General features: G+C 74.3%; 16 protein-coding genes. 7 read left to right on the top strand and 9 right to left on the bottom strand.

The genetic code is table 11. The features are described 5' to 3' along the window. Positions 1-206: 206 nt before the first annotated feature. Positions 207-1,586, bottom strand: coding sequence for an FAD-binding oxidoreductase (locus AB0J67_RS13190; protein ID WP_363480787.1), 1,380 nt, complete (start codon positions 1,584-1,586; stop codon positions 207-209). A 146-nt stretch (positions 1,587-1,732) separates the two neighbouring features. On the opposite strand from AB0J67_RS13190, the gene AB0J67_RS13195 reads away from it, so the two are divergent. After that, the gene (locus AB0J67_RS13195; RefSeq protein ID WP_363480790.1) at positions 1,733-2,386 is read left to right on the top strand and encodes a hypothetical protein; all 654 of its coding nucleotides are present in this window, start codon (positions 1,733-1,735) and stop codon (positions 2,384-2,386) included. A gap of 1 nt (position 2,387) precedes the next feature. Here the strand turns inward: AB0J67_RS13195 and AB0J67_RS13200 are convergent, their stop codons facing one another. Together AB0J67_RS13200 and AB0J67_RS13205 are read right to left on the bottom strand one after the other, a co-directional pair. Further along, on the bottom strand, positions 2,388-2,684 hold the full coding sequence (locus AB0J67_RS13200; protein WP_363480793.1) for a hypothetical protein: 297 nt from the start codon (positions 2,682-2,684) through the stop codon (positions 2,388-2,390). After that, positions 2,678-2,986 carry a hypothetical protein gene (locus AB0J67_RS13205; protein ID WP_363480796.1) on the bottom strand — a complete coding sequence of 103 codons (309 nt, stop codon included), beginning with the start codon at positions 2,984-2,986 and terminating at the stop codon, positions 2,678-2,680. Before AB0J67_RS13205 ends, AB0J67_RS13200 begins: the two co-directional genes overlap by 7 nt. Positions 2,987-3,135: 149 nt before the next feature. On the opposite strand from AB0J67_RS13205, the gene AB0J67_RS13210 reads away from it, so the two are divergent. Beyond that, the gene (locus AB0J67_RS13210; RefSeq protein ID WP_363480799.1) at positions 3,136-5,964 is read left to right on the top strand and encodes an AAA family ATPase; all 2,829 of its coding nucleotides are present in this window, start codon (positions 3,136-3,138) and stop codon (positions 5,962-5,964) included. A 170-nt stretch (positions 5,965-6,134) separates the two neighbouring features. On the opposite strand, the gene AB0J67_RS13215 is transcribed toward AB0J67_RS13210, so the two are convergent. Further along, positions 6,135-7,385, bottom strand: a complete 1,251-nt coding sequence (locus AB0J67_RS13215; RefSeq protein ID WP_363480802.1) for an LCP family protein — start codon at positions 7,383-7,385, stop codon at positions 6,135-6,137. Between the two features lie 157 nt (positions 7,386-7,542). On the opposite strand from AB0J67_RS13215, the gene AB0J67_RS13220 reads away from it, so the two are divergent. Further along, positions 7,543-7,749: a CsbD family protein gene (locus AB0J67_RS13220; protein WP_363480805.1), complete on the top strand. Its 207-nt coding sequence runs from the start codon at positions 7,543-7,545 to the stop codon at positions 7,747-7,749. A gap of 100 nt (positions 7,750-7,849) precedes the next feature. Here the strand turns inward: AB0J67_RS13220 and AB0J67_RS13225 are convergent, their stop codons facing one another. Continuing rightward, complete coding sequence (locus AB0J67_RS13225; RefSeq protein ID WP_363480808.1) at positions 7,850-8,029, bottom strand: hypothetical protein; 180 nt, start codon at positions 8,027-8,029, stop codon at positions 7,850-7,852. Positions 8,030-8,160: 131 nt separating this feature from the next. Here AB0J67_RS13225 and AB0J67_RS13230 point away from each other — a divergent pair, with 131 nt between their 5' ends. Beyond that, a complete protein-coding gene (locus tag AB0J67_RS13230; RefSeq protein ID WP_363480811.1) occupies positions 8,161-8,565 on the top strand; it encodes a hypothetical protein in 405 nt (134 codons plus the stop codon). Positions 8,566-8,657: 92 nt separating this feature from the next. Continuing rightward, on the top strand, positions 8,658-8,798 hold the full coding sequence (locus AB0J67_RS13235) for a DUF6131 family protein (protein WP_363480814.1): 141 nt from the start codon (positions 8,658-8,660) through the stop codon (positions 8,796-8,798). Positions 8,799-8,860: 62 nt separating this feature from the next. Here the strand turns inward: AB0J67_RS13235 and AB0J67_RS13240 are convergent, their stop codons facing one another. Together AB0J67_RS13240 and AB0J67_RS13245 are read right to left on the bottom strand one after the other, a co-directional pair. Then, a complete protein-coding gene (locus AB0J67_RS13240; RefSeq protein WP_363480816.1) occupies positions 8,861-9,973 on the bottom strand; it encodes a hypothetical protein in 1,113 nt (370 codons plus the stop codon). Positions 9,974-10,037: 64 nt separating this feature from the next. Beyond that, positions 10,038-10,484, bottom strand: coding sequence for a hypothetical protein (locus tag AB0J67_RS13245; RefSeq protein ID WP_363480818.1), 447 nt, complete (start codon positions 10,482-10,484; stop codon positions 10,038-10,040). Between the two features lie 115 nt (positions 10,485-10,599). On the opposite strand from AB0J67_RS13245, the gene AB0J67_RS13250 reads away from it, so the two are divergent. Then, positions 10,600-11,238, top strand: coding sequence for a TetR/AcrR family transcriptional regulator (locus AB0J67_RS13250; RefSeq protein ID WP_363480821.1), 639 nt, complete (start codon positions 10,600-10,602; stop codon positions 11,236-11,238). A 94-nt stretch (positions 11,239-11,332) separates the two neighbouring features. Here the strand turns inward: AB0J67_RS13250 and AB0J67_RS13255 are convergent, their stop codons facing one another. Beyond that, complete coding sequence (locus AB0J67_RS13255) at positions 11,333-12,208, bottom strand: diacylglycerol kinase family protein (RefSeq protein WP_363480823.1); 876 nt, start codon at positions 12,206-12,208, stop codon at positions 11,333-11,335. Further along, positions 12,208-13,818 (bottom strand): FAD-binding oxidoreductase, encoded by a 1,611-nt coding sequence (locus tag AB0J67_RS13260; RefSeq protein WP_363480910.1) that lies wholly within the window; start codon positions 13,816-13,818, stop codon positions 12,208-12,210. The genes AB0J67_RS13255 and AB0J67_RS13260 overlap by 1 nt, the downstream gene beginning before the upstream one ends. Positions 13,819-13,875: 57 nt before the next feature. Here AB0J67_RS13260 and AB0J67_RS13265 point away from each other — a divergent pair, with 57 nt between their 5' ends. After that, positions 13,876-15,390: a glycerol-3-phosphate dehydrogenase/oxidase gene (locus AB0J67_RS13265; protein WP_363480825.1), complete on the top strand. Its 1,515-nt coding sequence runs from the start codon at positions 13,876-13,878 to the stop codon at positions 15,388-15,390. Positions 15,391-15,406 lie beyond the last annotated feature (16 nt).

Raw genomic sequence — 15,406 nt, forward strand, 5'->3', positions numbered from 1 at the left:
GCCTGCACGGCGACCCCGAGATCGACCTCAAGCCCATCAAGGGCAACCCGCCGAGCCTGATCAACGTGCCGCCCGGCTGCGCGTTCCACCCGCGCATACCCATACGCACGTGCGTATTGGTAAGCAGAGCAAAGCCGGCTGAAGAGTCCCCCGAAACCGCGGCGGGCCCTCCCGGCGGAACGGGGCGATGCGGCGAGTGCCCTCGCCTACTTCTCGGGGCGGATGTTGGGGTTGAGGTGGAAGACGTTGTCGGGGTCGTAGGCCGCCTTGACCTTGGCCAGGCGGCGGTAGTTCTCCAGGCCGTAGCCGGCCACGACGCGCTCGCGGCCCTCCTGGCCGATGAAGTTGCTGTAGACGGCGCCGGTGGACCACGGTTTCATGTCGGCGCGCAGGTCGCGGGCCCAGCGGATGCCGCGGTCGTCGTCCTCGGGCTCGGTCCACAGGCCCAGCGGGTGGACCACCCAGGGAGCGCGCCGCCACGGCACCGGGTATCCGGACGGGCCGGACGCGACGGCGCCGCCGTACGGGAAGAGCACGTGCTGGGACGGGGACGGGCAGACCATGTCGCGCGCCCGCGCGCAGAACAGGTCGACCGCCTTGTCCGGCAGCTCGTCGAGGTGCTCGGCGGACCAGTAGTTGCGGTAGCCGGGCGGGTCGTCGAACATGCACTGCAGCTCGGCGTAGGGCACCTCGGCGATCAGCTCGCCCTCGTGCCCCAGCGACAGCAGCGGTCCGAGCACCTGGCGCGCCCGGGTCAGCTCCCCGGCGTACGTGATGAGCATGGCGCAGGCCAGCGAGTTCACCAGGTGCGCCGGGACGAAGGGCTCGGCCGGGCCGGTGAGGTAGATGATGCCGCCGCCCACCTCCTCCGGCGCGTTCTCCATGAAGTCGCGGTAGGCGCGGGTCACCTCGGGGCCGGCCTCGGGCCGCCACAGCAGCAGCGCCACAGCGGCCGTGGGCAGCGGGTGCAGCCGCAGCGTCAGCGAGGTGACCACGCCGAAGTTGCCGCCGCCGCCGTGCAGCGCCCAGAACAGCTCTGGGTGGCTCTCCTCGCTGCACACCACGGTGTTGCCGTCGGCGGTGACGACCTCCGCGGCGAGCAGGTTGTCGCAGGCCAGGCCGAACTTGCGCTCCAGCCAGCCGGACCCGCCGCCGAGGGTGAACCCGCCGACGCCGGTGGTGGACACGCGCCCGCCGGTGGTGGCCAGGTCGAAGGGCTGGGTGGCCCGGTCGAGGTGGCTCATGGTGGCCCCGCCGCCGATCCGCGCGGTGCGCTTGGCCGGGTCGACGGTGACCGCGTTCATCCGGCGCAGGTCGATGACGATGCCGCCGTCGGTCAGTGCGGTGCCCGCCACGCCGTGCCCGCCGCCGCGGACGGCGATCTCCAGCCCCAGCTCGCGGCCGAAGGCCACGGCCCGCGCCACGTCGGCGCCGCCGGCGCACTGCGCGATCACGCTCGGCCGCTTGGTGATCATCGAGTTGAACAGGACACGCGCGTCGGCGTACGCCGGGTCCTCCGGCGTGAGCACCGAGCCGGCGAAGCCGGTCCGCAGATCGGCCACCGCCGTCTCGCCGAGGACTGTCATGGCGTGACCGCCTTTCGTCACTCGCGGGCAGGCGCACGGCGGGCGCCGGGCGCCCGACAGCAGCAGCCTAACCAATATCGCCGTCAACCAGCGCGGAAAGAGCGATCCTCACATATCGTGCGATCGGCGCATCTACCCTCGATCACATGGCGGTCCCGGAGATCGACGTGACGCGGCTCAACGTCGCGGTGGAGCGGCTGCTCGCGACGACGGTGCAGCCCCGGCACCGGTTCCTGCTGATGACGTACGCCCGCCAGCGCCTGCTGGAGGCGGCGGGCCGACATGAGGAGCTGTTCGCACCCGCGGAGATGGTCGAGGAACCGAGCTACCACCTGCGCATCCTCGGCGGCGCGTCCAGCGGCACGGGCCGCGGGCAGGTCGCGCGGCTCTACGAGCAGTGGGCCGCCACCGGCTGCTGCGTCAGCTGGCGCGAGGGCGAGCAGGTCGCGGTGGCCGACAACTTCGTCGCGTCGACGGCGTACGTGCACCGCTTCGCGCCCGGCACGGCGCTGGCCGCGCACGGCGTCGCCGTCGACGACCCCGCCGCGATGTACCGCTACACCGCGCCCGAGGAGAGCACCTGGCTGTACGACCAGCGCTGCCGCCTGGCCGGGCAGGACGTCTGGGAGGTCGACCCGGCCCGCGCGTCGGTCACCCGCTGCGCGCCCGGCGAGGTGATCACGCTGGACCGCTCGGCCGCCGCGCTCGCCCCGCTGATCAGGCCGCTGCCGGCGTACGAGGACTACCTGCGCGGCGCGGCCGAGGTGCGGGCCACGCCGCGCAGGGAGGCGGCCAAGTGAGTCAGCAGAACCAGCCGTCCTGCACCCAGCCGTTGCGGTTGACGTGCCCGTACGCGAAGCCGTAGATGTAGCCGCCGGTCCGCGGCCCCTTGACCAGGAACGTCTGCCCCGCGTAGAGGGTGCCCATCCAGGCGCCGAGCGGCTCGGTGCGGACGAACAGCGAATCCGCGCAGACGGTCTCCCGCACGCCGATCGTGCCGTTCGCGGCCTGCGCCGGGGCAGCCGTCGCCAGCAACGCGAGCCCGGCCGCCGCCGCGACGGCGGTGCGCAGCGCGGCCCTGGAGCGCGATCTCACCATGAGTCGTACCCTCCGATGCACTCGATCCGCATGTAGCCCCAGTCGTTGGGCCCGAAGTCGAAGGTCGCCGCCCAGCCGTTGTAAACCGGGTGCGCGCCGGGGGTGTGCCCGACCTTGTTGCCGTACTCCAGCACGCGCTTGAGGCCGTGCGGGCCGGAGGCGGAGTCGTAGTTGTCGTAGAAGCTCGCGGACTGGCAGACGTTGATCGCGTGCCGGGGCACGACGACCGCCTGGGCGGGGCTCGCGGTGGCGAGAACGCCCAGCACGGCGAGGGGCACCGCGATCCTCGTGAAGATTCGCATATCCACCTTCTTCACTTGATGTGATCGGGTCAAGCTACCAGCCGGTGAAGGTTGTGAACAAGATGATCGGCTCGACTGAAAGTTTTCTTGACGGGCGCCTATCCGGACTTCCCGCTCATCCCGCGCGTCCCGGTCATTACGCTCAGAACATGGGGCCGGGGGCGCCGGTATACGTGGGACGCCAGAGCGAGACGGACCGGCTGCGCGAGCTGGCGCGCCGGGCGGCGTCCGGGCACGGTGGCGCCGTGCTGGTCGAGGGCGAGCCCGGCATCGGCAAGACCACACTGCTCGACCACCTCGCCGCGGACTGCGCCGAGCTCGGCATGCGGGTGCTGCGCGGCACCGCCGAGGACCTGGAGCAGCAGCTGCCGTTCTCGGCGTTCGCGGCCTGCCTCGGCATCGGCGCGGCCACCACCGACCCGGACCTGGCCCGCGTCTCCGGGCTGCTGCGCGGCGAGGAGGCCTTCACGCACAGCCTCGCCGCCGCCAGCCACGACTTCGTGATCACCGAGGCGATCCTCGACCTGTTCGACGAGTGGTTCACCCGGGGCCCGGTGGCGGTGCTGCTCGACGACGCGCAGTGGGCCGACCGGCAGAGCGTGGTCGTGCTGCACCGGCTGGGCCGTGGCATCGAGCAGCAGCCCCTGCTCCTGGTGGTGGCCACCCGGTCCGCGCCGCGGGCCGAGGTGGTCGACGCGCTCGAACGCAGCCTCCTCTCACGCGGCGGCCTGCGGCTCGAACTCGCGCCGCTCCCGGCGGCCGAGGTGACCGCGCTGACCCGGGAGCTGCTCGACGCGGACGCCGGGCCGCGCCTGAGCCGGCTCGTCGCCACCGCCGGCGGCAACCCGATGTACGTCACCGAACTGCTGGCCGAGCTGGCCGAGGAGGGCGCGCTGCGCCGCGACGGCCGGCGGGTCGAGCTGGTCTGGGACACCGACGAGCTGGTCGAGGGCTGGGTGCCGCCGCCGCTGGCCGACGTCATCGTGCAGCGGCTCGGCTTCCTGGCCCCCGCCGTCCGCGACATCCTGCAGAGCGCGGCCGTCTTCGGCCGCACGGTCGACCTCGCGGAGCTCTCCGAGGTGCTGGACCGGCCGGTGTCCGAGCTGTCCGATGCGGCGGTCGCCGCGGTGGACGCGGGCATCCTCACCGACACCGGCACCCACCTGGAGTTCCGCCAGCCGCTCATCCGCGAGGCCCTGATCGCGCGGGTCCCGCCGACGGTGCGCGCCGCGCTGCACCAGCGGGCGCTGCGGCGGGTGGACGCCACCGGGCCCGGCACGCCGCGGGTGGGCGTCGAGCGCGTCGCCGAGCACCTGCTGGCCGGGGACACGCTCGACACCCGGATGACGGACTGGCTGACCGGCGCGGCCGACACGCTGACCGTCCGCGCGCCCGCGCAGGCCGTCACGCTGCTGCGCCGCGCGCTGGACACGGCCCCGCCCGCCGGGCGGCCCCGGCTGCGGCGCCAGCTGATCCGGGCGCTGCTGTGGCAGGGCCTGCACGCCGACGCCGAGCGCCTGGCGCGGGTCGCGCTGGCCGAGGACGACGACCCCGCGCAGGAGGGCGAGCTGCGCTGGCTACTGGCCCAGGCCTGCTACCGGCGCGGACGGCTGCGCGAGTCGCTGGCCGCCATCGAGGAGGCGCTCGACCAGGCGCCGCTCACCGAGGCCGAGCGGGGGCGCTTCCACGGCTTCGCCGCCGTCTGCCTGTGCTTCCTGGCCCGCATCGAGCAGGCGCGGGCCGCCGCGCTGCGCGCCGCCGAGATCGGCGAGGCGACCGGCGACGCCCGCACCACCGGCATCGGCGACTTCGCCCTGGCCATCACGTACGTCATCGACGGTGACCTGGAACGGGCGATGGCCGCCAACGACCGGGCGCTGGCCACCTTCGCCGAGGGCGTGCGGCCCGACCTGCAGGTCGACCCGTACACGCTGCGCGGGCTGTGCCTGATGGAGCTGGACCGGCTGCCCGAGGCCGATCGCGCGCTGGCCGCGGCGATCACCGCCAACCGCGAGACCGGCGGGGCGTACCTGGCCATCGCGCACACGCTGCGGGCCCGGCTGATGTACCTGTCCGGCCGCTGGGACGACGCGCTCGTCGAGTGCGAGATCGGGCTGGAGAACCCGGACCTGCTCGGCAGCGCCGTGCGCCTGCGCGGCATCGCCGACCTGATCGCGGTGCACCGCGGCGCACCGGCCGCGGCGGCGGCCCCGATCGCGAGCGACACGTCTTTCGCGCACCACTCCAGCCGCTGGGCCCGTGCCCTGGGCGTGGAGGTCCAGCAGGGGCCGGCGGCGGCGTACGAGCTGCTCGCCCCCGCCTGGGACCGGGCGCACGGGCTGGAGCCGCGGGCGCTGGTCTACCGGGTCTGCACCGACCTGGCCCGGCTCGCCGTCGCCGCCGGGCGTCCCGAGCGGGCCCGCGCCTTGGCCGACGACATCGACACGCTGCTCGCCGTGCACGACCACCCGAGCATGGCGGCCACCGGGCGGCTGTGCCGGGGCCTGGCCGACGGGGACGCCGACCTGCTGCTGGCCGCGGCCGCCGACTTCCACCGCGCCGGCTGGCCGCTCTACGAGGGGTACGCCTACGAGAACGCGGCGGAGACGCTCGCCCGCCGGGACCGGCCCGCGCAGGCCCGCCAGGCGCTGGACCGGGCGCTGGAGATCTACGGCGGGCTGGAGGCCGCCGCCGACATCGCACGGGCCGAGGCGCGACTGCGCCAGGCCGGCATCCGCCGCGGCGTCCGCGGCCCGCGCAAGCGGCCCAAGCACGGCTGGGAGGCGCTCACCGAGACCGAGCAGCGGGTCGCCGCGCTGGTCGCCGGCGGCATGTCCAACCCCGACATCGCGGCCCGGCTGTTCCTGTCGAGGCGCACGGTGCAGTCGCACGTGTCCAGCATCCTCGCGAAGCTCCAGGTCAACTCACGGGTCGAGCTCGCGGTCCGCGCCGCCGAACGCAGCGCCACCCAACCCTGACCACCCCCACCCACCCGGCCCGGCGCACCCGACCCCACCCGGCGCACCCGACCCCAACCGGCCGGCCCGCGCGGGTTCCGTCATAGACGTTGGCCTATCTGGATGAAGTTTTCGAGATCATCTTCATCCAGATAGGCCAACGTCCATGTAAAAGCGGGTTCGGCGAGGGGTCAGTCGTGGGGCGGTGCGGCGTGGTCGGGGGTCTCCGGCTCGTCGGACGGGTCCGGCTCCGCCGACGGCGCGACGCCGGGCAGGTCCGCCGCGGCCGGGGCGTCGGCGGTGTCGCCGATGACCGACTCGGGGTGGGCGGCGACGTACTCGTCGAGCAGGCCGTCGCGGGCCGCCTGGAACATGAGCAGCGTCTGCGGGCTGATCGCCTGGGTGCCCTTGACCTTGGCCCGGTGGTACATGCCGTTGTTCGTCTTCAGCATGATCACGTCGGCGGTGGCCAGGTCGCGCAGCGTCCAGAGGTAGTCGAAGAGCTCGGCGTGCCCGGTGTCGATCTTCAAGGTCCCGCCGGCCGCCCGGATCAGGTCGTTGACCTTGACCGGATTGGTGACGACCCCGGCGGAGGTGGCCTTGTCCGCGATCGCCTTGAGCAGCTGCTGCTGGTGGCGCTGCCGATCGTAGTCGCCGTACGGGCCGGACTTGCGCTGGCGGGCGAAGTCGAGCGCCTCCCAGCCCGCCATGTCCCGGCAGCCGGCGTGGTGGACGTAGCTGTTGGGCAGGAACACCCCGCTGCGCTTGCCGTAGGCGTACTGCGGCTTGCCGTCGACCACGACGTAGTGGTCGGAGCGGGTCTCCCGGTCGACGCACATGTGCACGCCGCCCAGCTCCTCGACCACGTTGCGGAACGCGTCGAAGTCGACGACCATCACGCCGTCGAACTTGAGCCCGGTCAGCTCGTGCACCATGTTCGCGGTCAGCGCCGCGCCGCCCTGCCAGCCCTGCCCGTTGCGCGAGCCGTACGCGTACGCCGCGTTCGCCCTGGTCCGCGCCCCGCCGAAGCCGGCGGGGGCGTACGGCGGGATGTACACCAGCGCGTCGCGCGGGATGGACATCAGGTAGGCGCGGTCGTGGCCGGACGGCACGTGCAGCACGATGATCGAGTCGGCCCGCCCGCTGCCCTCGGCCCAGCCCTCCCGGGTATCCAGGCCCAGCAGCAGGATGTCGATCGGGCCGCGCAGGGTCCGCCCCTCGATGGCCGGCTCCTTCTTCGCCTCCCCCTCCAGCGCCGTGCCGGTCTCCACCGAGCCGGCCAGGCTGTGCAGGTAGGACTGGGTGACCATGGCGCCGCCGAAGCCGAGGGCGAGCACGAGCACGACCACGCCGAGCGTCAGCACCGCCCACACCGGCAGGCGGCGGCGCGGTCGCACCGCGGGGATGTCTGACTGGCCGCGGGGGCTCTCGATCGGGGTCATCGGTCTCTCCGTGCCGGGGATCTCCTGGCGATGGACCATACCAGCCGATTGATGCACCTTCGCGTGTTTTGGGTGGTTCGCGGATCCCGGGAGGTTTCAGAACGTCTTGGCCGGGTAACCGAGGGGCAGAGATATCCGCATCTCGAAGGAGTTGACGATGGGTATCAAGGACAAGGTCAGCAACGAGGCCGAGAACATCAAGGGCAACGCCAAGGAAGCCACCGGCAAGATGACCGACAACGAGCGGCTCGAGGCCGAGGGCAAGATGGATCAGGCCGAGGCCAAGGCCAAGAAGGCCGGCGAGAAGGCCAAGGACACGATGAGTGACGCCAAGGACGCGGCCAAGGACGCGATCCGCCGATAGTCCTTGATGCCGAGCCGGGGGTGGGCCGCACGCCACGCCGCCGACCCCCGAACACCGCGAAGCTCCGCCCGGCCGGGCGGAGCTTCGCTCATCTGGCTGTTCAGTGCTCCGAGCCGGAGAACGGCTCAGGCGGGTTGCGCGGGTCGCGCCGCTCCTCGGTGAGCCGCTCGGTGTCCTCCTGCCGGCGCTCGTCGTCGCGGTGCGCCTCGTCGCGCGTGCGCTCCAGGTCGGACTCCGGCGTGGTGTTCGGCTCGTACTCCCCTGGGCTGTGATCGTTCATGTCCGGCTGCATACCCACGCCACGGCCTGCACAAACGCGAGCGCGGCCGGCGTCGGGTGTATCCTGATCATCTCGGCGACATCTCGTGTTGTCCCCGCTGACGCTGGTCGACGGCCCTATGATCTGTTGACATGACAGTCAGTGAGCAGCTCATCACGTCGAGCAGCGAGGAGCCGGACGCCAGGGATCTCCGTGCCGAGCTGATCACTCTGCTCGACCGCTGGCAGTACTGGCGCAACGATCCGGCGTACCCGGGCACGGGCCGCATCGGGCCCGCCTGGCAGGCCGGGCTCGACCAGGCCATCGCCGCCGCGCGGCGCTCGGTCGACGCGCTGCCGCCCGATCACGACCCCAGCGCGCTGGCCGATCTCACCCAGCCGCTGCTGAGCACGTTCTGGGCGCACCGGCCCGGCCCGATGGCCGAGGTCGTCAACCAGGTGGCGCTGCTGCGGCTGCGGGCCGTCGCCCGGCACGGCCGCACGGCCCGCCCGAGCACCCAGCCCGCGCCGGTCGCCGTCGGCAGCGCAGCGAACTGAACATCCGGTTTAGCCGCTCTCCGGCCGGGTACGTCATCGGCGACGGGGTGGACACCGCGAGAGTGGGGAGTTCGTAAGTGTTGCTTCTAGGCTTGATCCTGCTGCTGCTGGGTTATTTCCTGAACATCAGCATCCTCTGGACGATCGGCCTGATCCTGCTGATCGTGGGAGCGATCCTGTGGATCCTGGGAGCCGTGGGGCGCCCGGTCGGCGGACGAAGGCATTACTGGTAGGAGCACCGCGAAGGAATGATCTTCCGCGAGAGGGGCGCCCGGCGACGGGCGCCCCTCTCGCGTCACGCGGAGGCGGCGGGCTCGGCCGGCGGCGCGGCCACCGGCACCAGCACCACGGCGAGCAGCAGCCCGAACAGCGCCTGCACCACCGGCACACCCGTGTAGATCTCCGGCACGAACCGGGTGGCGGCGCCGTCCACCATGGGCGCCAGCGGCGGGGCGGTCAGCACCGCCGTGGCCAGGTAGACGGCCCAGGTCAGCAGGCCGGCCAGCGCCGCGTACGCGCGCAGCCGCGCGGGCCGGGCCGCCGACGGTCGCAGCCACAGCGCCGCCAGGTCCACCAGCACGCCCGCCACCAGCAGGCCGGCGATCAGCTCCAGGTTCTCGAACCCGGCGATGGCCGCGCAGAGCGCGCCGATCACGGCGTAGAGCACGGTGGCGCTGCCGACCGGGAGCGTCCAGCGCTTGGCCAGGGTCAGCAGCGGGATGATCAGGACCGCGTTGGTGACCAGGATCGAGGTCACCACGTTGGACGTGTGGAACTCCTCCAGGTCGGTCAGCGCCACCACGATGCTGCCGGGGCGGAACACCAGCGCGTTGGCGTACTGCAGGAACAGCAGCACCAGAGTCGCGGCCAGCGCCATCGACAGCACCGCGGGCAGCAGCGCGCGCAGGCCGGTCACCGGCTCGGCGGTGCGGCGGGCCCACGCGGTGCGCAGCGGCGTGGTGACGATCACCAGCATCGAGGTGACCAGGCCGAGGTGGCTCGGGCTGAACAGGATGTCGATGTTCTGCTCCACCCCGAACACGGTGTGCCACAGGAAGTCGAGGAAGCCGGAGAGCGCGAACGCGCCGAGCGCCACCACCGAGGCCGGGTAGCCGACCGGCATCGCCCGGAAGTCGGGCAGGCGGCCGCCGCGGAAGGCCGGGCGGCAGGTCCACAGGATCCAGCCCGCGGTCACGATGAAGCCCCAGTAGAACACCGCGTGCCAGGGCGTGAAGAAGGTCTCGAGCTGGGGCACGTTGTTGTGGGCCCAGGCGTCGACCATCAGCCCGACGGTGAACCAGGTGCCGAGCAGCACCGTCACCAGGTCGGTGCGGTAGGACGTGACCGGCCGGGCCGGGGTGTCCACCGCGGACTCCGTGGGGATCGTCTCCTGCTCGGTGCTGACCATACGAGTCCCCGTCCTGCCGCGCCATCGATGCGGCACAAAGGATATCGCCGGTCGAGCGCCGTCGTCAGCCGACCGGGCTCGGGGTGGGCAGGACCGGGGCGGGCGCCGGGATCGCGGGCGGGCAGGCGGGCAGCGCGCCGTCACGGCCGCGCAGCCGCAGCCGCTCCAGCAGCTGCCGCTTCAGCTCCTGGTCGCGCAGGTCCTGCAGCTTCTGCTGGTCGGGCAGCTGCCGCTGCTCGCGCAGCCACGGCTGCTCGCGCAGCCGCTGCTTGCGGTCGCGCAGGTCCTCCCGGTCGTCCTCGTCGAAGCGGACCTCGTGGCGGCCGCCGTGGTGCCCGATCATGACTCCCGCGGCCAGGCCCAGCCCGCCGCACAGCAGGCCGCCGAACAGGAAGGCGCCGAGCAGGGCGAACACCACGCCACGGCTCGGGCGGGGCAGCGTGCGCGCCGGTGCGGCCGGCTCCGGCTCGGTGGGGGTGTCGTCTGCGGGCGGCAGCGGCTCGGTGGTCATGAGAGCTCCAAAGCTGTGGGGGTACGGCGGCCCGCCGGTGTACGCGGCACGGACCGGGTACCACTGTGACACCGCACGGCGGGCAGCGGAAGCGGCCCGTGGTACACATGGGCCGGTGGACGCTGAGGAGGAGCCGGGCGGGCGGCGGGTCGAGGACCTGGTGCTCGATGCCGCACGCGACTGCGTGCTCGCGTACGGGGTGCGCCGCACGACGGTGACGGACGTGGCGCGCCGGGCCGGGGTGTCCCGGATGACGGTGTACCGGCGCTGGCCCGACGTGCAGAGCCTGGTCGGCGACCTGATGAGCCGGGAGTGGCACCGCGTGATCGTGGACGCGGCCAGCGCCGCCGCGGCGGCCGACGGCCCGCTGCGCGCCCGCCTGGTGGCGCAGTCGGTGGCGGCGGCGGGCAGGCTGCGCGCGCACCCGCTGCTCCGCAAGATCCTTGAGGTGGATCCGGAGATCCTGCTGCCATACATGCTGGACCGGCGCGGCGGCGGGCAGGAGGAGATGCTCGGCTTCCTGCACCGGACGATCGCCGCCGGGCAGGCGGAGGGCTCGGTGCGGCCGGGCGACCCGGCCCGGCTGGCCCGCGCCGTGCTGCTGACCGCGCAGTCGTTCGTGCTGTCCCTGCCGACCGTCGCCGACGGCCACACCGCCGCCGAGTTCGACGAGGAGCTGGCCCTGCTACTCGACCGCTACCTGGCCCCGGTCCCGGCCACGCGCCCCCGCGCCACCTCCCGCCGGACCGGCTAAGCCACCGTGGCACGCGGGCGTGGACCGGGTGACCGTGGTGGCCTACCTGGTTCGGGATGTGGGCACATCCGGAACAGGTAGGCCGGTCGGCTTGTCACTGTGCCGCGAGCACCGACAGGGCGCCGGCGCGCACCTGCAGCGACAGCGAGCCGAGCACCGACAGCGGGTCGCCGTCGGCGTAGGCGGGCACGGGCCGGTCGGCCGACAGCGTCACCGACGCGCCGCGCAGCACCGTCACCTCGGGGCGGCGTACGTGCGCGCCGCTGCGCATCTCGCGCAGGACCAGCGGGAACAGCAGTTTGGACGCGCAGCCGAGCACGATCACGTCGAGCAGGCCGTCGTCGACCCGCGCGCCCGGCGCGACGTGCAGGCCGCCGCCGTAGTAACCGGAGTTCGCCACCACGACCGTGTACGCGGTCAGCGCCACGGGCTCGCCGCCGTCCACGGCGATCTCGTAGCGGGCGGGCCGCCACCCGGCCAGCGCCCGCGCCCCGGCGAGCGGGTAGACCAGCCCGGACGGCGTCCACCGAGCGCGGTTGGCGCGCTCGTTGGCGGCCGCGTCGACCCCGGCGTACACGCTGCCCAGCACGGTCTCGGCACCGGTGTCGACGACGTCGATGCGGCGGGGTGCGCCGTGCAGCAGCAGCTCGGCGACGTCCTCGGCCCGGTCGGGCAGGCCGAGCTGGCGGGCCAGGTCGTTGCCGCGCCCGGCGGGGACGATGCCGAGCACGCCGCCGGTCCCGGCCAGCGCCGCGCCCAGGCAGCGCAGCGTGCCGTCGCCGCCGGAGGCGAGCACCACGTCACCGGCGGCGGCGCTGCGGCGGGCCACCTCGCGCGCCTGCGCGACGCCGGTCGTGTACTCCACGCGCACCCGCGCCCCGCCCGCCCGCAGCAGCTGCGCGACCGGCATCAGCCGGGCCAGCCCGCGCCGCGCCGCCGGCCCGACGACCGCCGTGAACGACCTGCTCATCAGGCCGGGTCTGCGGATCCGTCTGCGCCGGACGGCCCGGCGGACGGTGTGCCGCCGGGGAGCAGGATGCCCGGGTTGAGCACGCCGGCCGGGTCGAGGGCGCGCTTCACGCCGAGCAGGGCGTCGACGCCGAGCGGGCCGATCTCCCGGGCGTACCAGTCGCGGTGGTCGGTGCCGACGCCGTGGTGGTGGCTGATGGTGCCGCCCGCCGCGATGATCGCGTCGTTGGCCGCCGCCTTGGCCTGCTGCCAGCGCGCCACCGGCTCGTCCGGGAACGCGGTGACCACGGTGAAGTACAGCGACGCCCCGGTCTCGTAGACGTGCGAGACGTGGCACAGCACCATCGAGGGCACCGGCAGCGCCCCGAACAGCGCCTCGCGTACGGCGTCGTAGAGACCGGGCAGCGCGGACCAGAACGCGGCCGTCTCCAGCGTCTCGGCGAACGCGCCCGCGTCGAGCAGCGCGTCGCGCAGGTACGGCGCGTCGAAGCGGTGTGCGGCCCACTGCTCCCCCGGCTCGGGGCCGAGCTCCTGCCCACCGCATCCGCGCAGCACCGCGGCGGTGTCGGCGGCGGCGCGCGCCACGTCCGCGCCCTCGTGGCCGACGACCATCAGGCAGCCGCCGTCGCCACGGCCCCGGCCGGTGGCCCCGAGCATGGTCTCCACCTCGTCGGACAGCCGCAGCACGGTCGGGCGCGGGCCGTCCTGGGCCAGCCGCCGGGCCGCCGCGACGCCGTCGGCGAACGACTCGAACCGCCAGCCCTCGTAGCGGCGCTGCGCGGGCACCGGGCGCACCCGCACGGTCACGTCGGTGATGACGCCGAACGCGCCCTCCGAGCCGAGGAACAGCCGGCGCAGGTCCGGCCCGGCGGCGGAGGCGGGCGCGCGGCCGGTGGTGATCGTGCCGCGCGGGGTGGCCACGGTCAGGCCGACCACCATGTCGTCGAAGCGGCCGTACCCGGCTGAGGCCTGGCCGGAGGAGCGGGTGGCGGCGAAGCCGCCGATGGTGGCGTACTCGTAGGACTGCGGGACGTGGCCGAGGGTGAACCCGTGCGCGGCCAGCAGCTCTTCGGCGCGCGGGGCGGGCAGGCCGGCCTGCAGCACGGCGGTGCGCGACACCGGGTCGACGGCGACCAGCCGGTCCAACCGCTTCAGGTCGAGCGTGACATGGCCTGCGGCCCGCGGCGCGAGACCGCCGACCACCGAGGTGCCGCCGCCGAACGGGACCACGGCGAGCCGGTGCTCGGCGCAGGCGGCCAGCACCGCGAGCACCTGGTCGTGGTCGGCGGGGGCGACCACCGCGCCGGGCAGCGCGGGCAGCTCGCCCGCCCGCTGGTGCACCAGGTCGGGCGTGGACTTGCCGGAGGCGTACGCGGCGCGCGCGGCGGTGCCGGTGCGGACGTGCTCCGCGCCGACGATCCCGGCCAGCACGTCCAGCACCGCCGCGGGCAGCGGGGACGCGGGTGCGGTGACCGCGTCCGGCGCGGCGGCCGGTGGCGGCGGCGTCACGTCGAACACCTGCTTGAGCAGCCCGGCCACCGCGTCCGGCAGCGGCTTGGCGTGCTCCGGTGCGCCCCAGCGCGCCCAGCCGGAGCCGAGCCCTTCCCGCATCTCATCCATGTGTGACAGAGTTACATCAAGTGTCACTTCGGCGCAAGGAGGCGTACCGTGGACACATCGCTGACCGCGGCCCGGCGCGAGCGGGAGCTGGCCGCGCTGGCCGCCGGTGAGGTGGTCGACGTGCTGGTGGTGGGGCTCGGCGTGACCGGGGCCGGGGTGGCGCTGGACGCGGCGGCGCGCGGCCTGTCCGTCGCCGCGATCGACGCCCACGACCTGGCGTTCGGCACCTCCCGGTGGAGCTCCAAACTGGTCCACGGCGGGCTGCGCTACCTGGCCAAGGGCGAGCTGGGCGTGGCGTACGAGAGCGCCGTCGAGCGCGGCGTGCTGCTGACCCGCACCGCGCCGCACCTGACCCGCGCGCTGGCGATGGTGCTGCCCGCGACGGCGTACACCGCACCGGGGCACGTGCGCGTGGCCGGGCTGGGCCTGCACGCGGGCGACCTGCTGCGGGCCGTGGCGGGCACCCGCCGGGCGGTGCTGCCGGGCACGCGGCGGCTGTCCGCGGCCGAGGCGCGCGGGATGGTGCCCGCGCTGCGCGGGGCCGGGCTGCGCGGCGGCCGGCTGTCCTGGGACGGGCAGCTGTGCGACGACGCCCGCCTGGTCACCGGGCTGGCCCGCGCCGCGGCGGGGGCGGGCGCGCGGGTGCTGACCCGCTGCCGCGCCACCGAGCTGACCGGCGACGGGGCCACCGTGCTCGACACGCTGACCGGTGCCCGCCACGTCGTCCGGGCCCGCGCCGTGGTCAACGCGACCGGGGTGTGGGCCGGGCAGCTCGCCCCCGAGATCGTGCTGCGCCCGTCGCGCGGCTCGCACCTGGTGCTGCCCGCCGCGCTGCTGGGCGGGCTGTCGGCCGGGCTGACCATCCCGGTGCCCGGCGAGCTCTCCCGCTTCGTCATCGTGCTGCCGCAGCCCGACGGGCTGGTGTACGTCGGCCTCACCGACGAGCCGGTGGACGGCCCGGTCCCGGACGTGCCGACCGCACCCGAGTCCGACGTGGACTTCCTGCTCGACGTGCTCAACTCGGCCCTGGAGACGCCGGTGCGCCGGTCCGACGTGCTCGGCACGTTCGCCGGGCTGCGGCCGCTGATGGCCGCGGGCGGGCGCACCGCCGACATCTCCCGGCGGCACGCGGTCGTGCAGGGCCGCGACGGCGTGGTCACGGTGGTCGGCGGGAAGCTGACCACGTACCGCCGGATGGCTCAGGACACGGTCGACCTGCTGGCCCGGCGGCCGGGCCTGCGCGCCGGGCCGTGCCGCACCCGCGACCTGCCGCTGCCGGGTGCGGCGGCCCGCGACCGGCTCGCCCTGGTCCCGGCACCCGCCCGGCTGCTCGCCCGCTACGGCACCGAGGCCCCGTCCGTCCTCGCCGAGGCCCCGCCGGAACTGCACGCCCCGCTGGTCCCCGGCTCCCCGGTCACCGGCGCGGAGCTGCTGTGGGCTGTGCGCCACGAGGGCGCGCTCACCGTCGACGACCTGCTCGACCGGCGCACCCGCCTGGGGCTGGTGCCCGCACTGCGCGAGGCCGCGCTGCCGCACGCCGAACGCATCCTCGCCGACGCCTGAAAGGAAGGGCACCTTC

This window comes from Catellatospora sp. NPDC049609 (assembly GCF_040675365.1).
Taxonomy (GTDB): domain Bacteria; phylum Actinomycetota; class Actinomycetes; order Mycobacteriales; family Micromonosporaceae; genus Catellatospora.

What these genes read in the sequence shown, in the direction of transcription:
- AB0J67_RS13190 (WP_363480787.1), bottom strand. Translation starts at nt 1,586, where the DNA reads ATGACAGTCCTCGGCGAGACGGCGGTGGCCGATCTGCGGACCGGCTTC.
- AB0J67_RS13195 (WP_363480790.1), top strand. Translation starts at nt 1,733, where the DNA reads ATGGCGGTCCCGGAGATCGACGTGACGCGGCTCAACGTCGCGGTGGAG.
- AB0J67_RS13200 (WP_363480793.1), bottom strand. Translation starts at nt 2,684, where the DNA reads ATGGTGAGATCGCGCTCCAGGGCCGCGCTGCGCACCGCCGTCGCGGCG.
- AB0J67_RS13205 (WP_363480796.1), bottom strand. Translation starts at nt 2,986, where the DNA reads ATGCGAATCTTCACGAGGATCGCGGTGCCCCTCGCCGTGCTGGGCGTT.
- AB0J67_RS13210 (WP_363480799.1), top strand. Translation starts at nt 3,136, where the DNA reads ATGGGGCCGGGGGCGCCGGTATACGTGGGACGCCAGAGCGAGACGGAC.
- AB0J67_RS13215 (WP_363480802.1), bottom strand. Translation starts at nt 7,385, where the DNA reads ATGACCCCGATCGAGAGCCCCCGCGGCCAGTCAGACATCCCCGCGGTG.
- AB0J67_RS13220 (WP_363480805.1), top strand. Translation starts at nt 7,543, where the DNA reads ATGGGTATCAAGGACAAGGTCAGCAACGAGGCCGAGAACATCAAGGGC.
- AB0J67_RS13225 (WP_363480808.1), bottom strand. Translation starts at nt 8,029, where the DNA reads ATGAACGATCACAGCCCAGGGGAGTACGAGCCGAACACCACGCCGGAG.
- AB0J67_RS13230 (WP_363480811.1), top strand. Translation starts at nt 8,161, where the DNA reads ATGACAGTCAGTGAGCAGCTCATCACGTCGAGCAGCGAGGAGCCGGAC.
- AB0J67_RS13240 (WP_363480816.1), bottom strand. Translation starts at nt 9,973, where the DNA reads ATGGTCAGCACCGAGCAGGAGACGATCCCCACGGAGTCCGCGGTGGAC.
- AB0J67_RS13245 (WP_363480818.1), bottom strand. Translation starts at nt 10,484, where the DNA reads ATGACCACCGAGCCGCTGCCGCCCGCAGACGACACCCCCACCGAGCCG.
- AB0J67_RS13255 (WP_363480823.1), bottom strand. Translation starts at nt 12,208, where the DNA reads ATGAGCAGGTCGTTCACGGCGGTCGTCGGGCCGGCGGCGCGGCGCGGG.
- AB0J67_RS13260 (WP_363480910.1), bottom strand. Translation starts at nt 13,818, where the DNA reads ATGCGGGAAGGGCTCGGCTCCGGCTGGGCGCGCTGGGGCGCACCGGAG.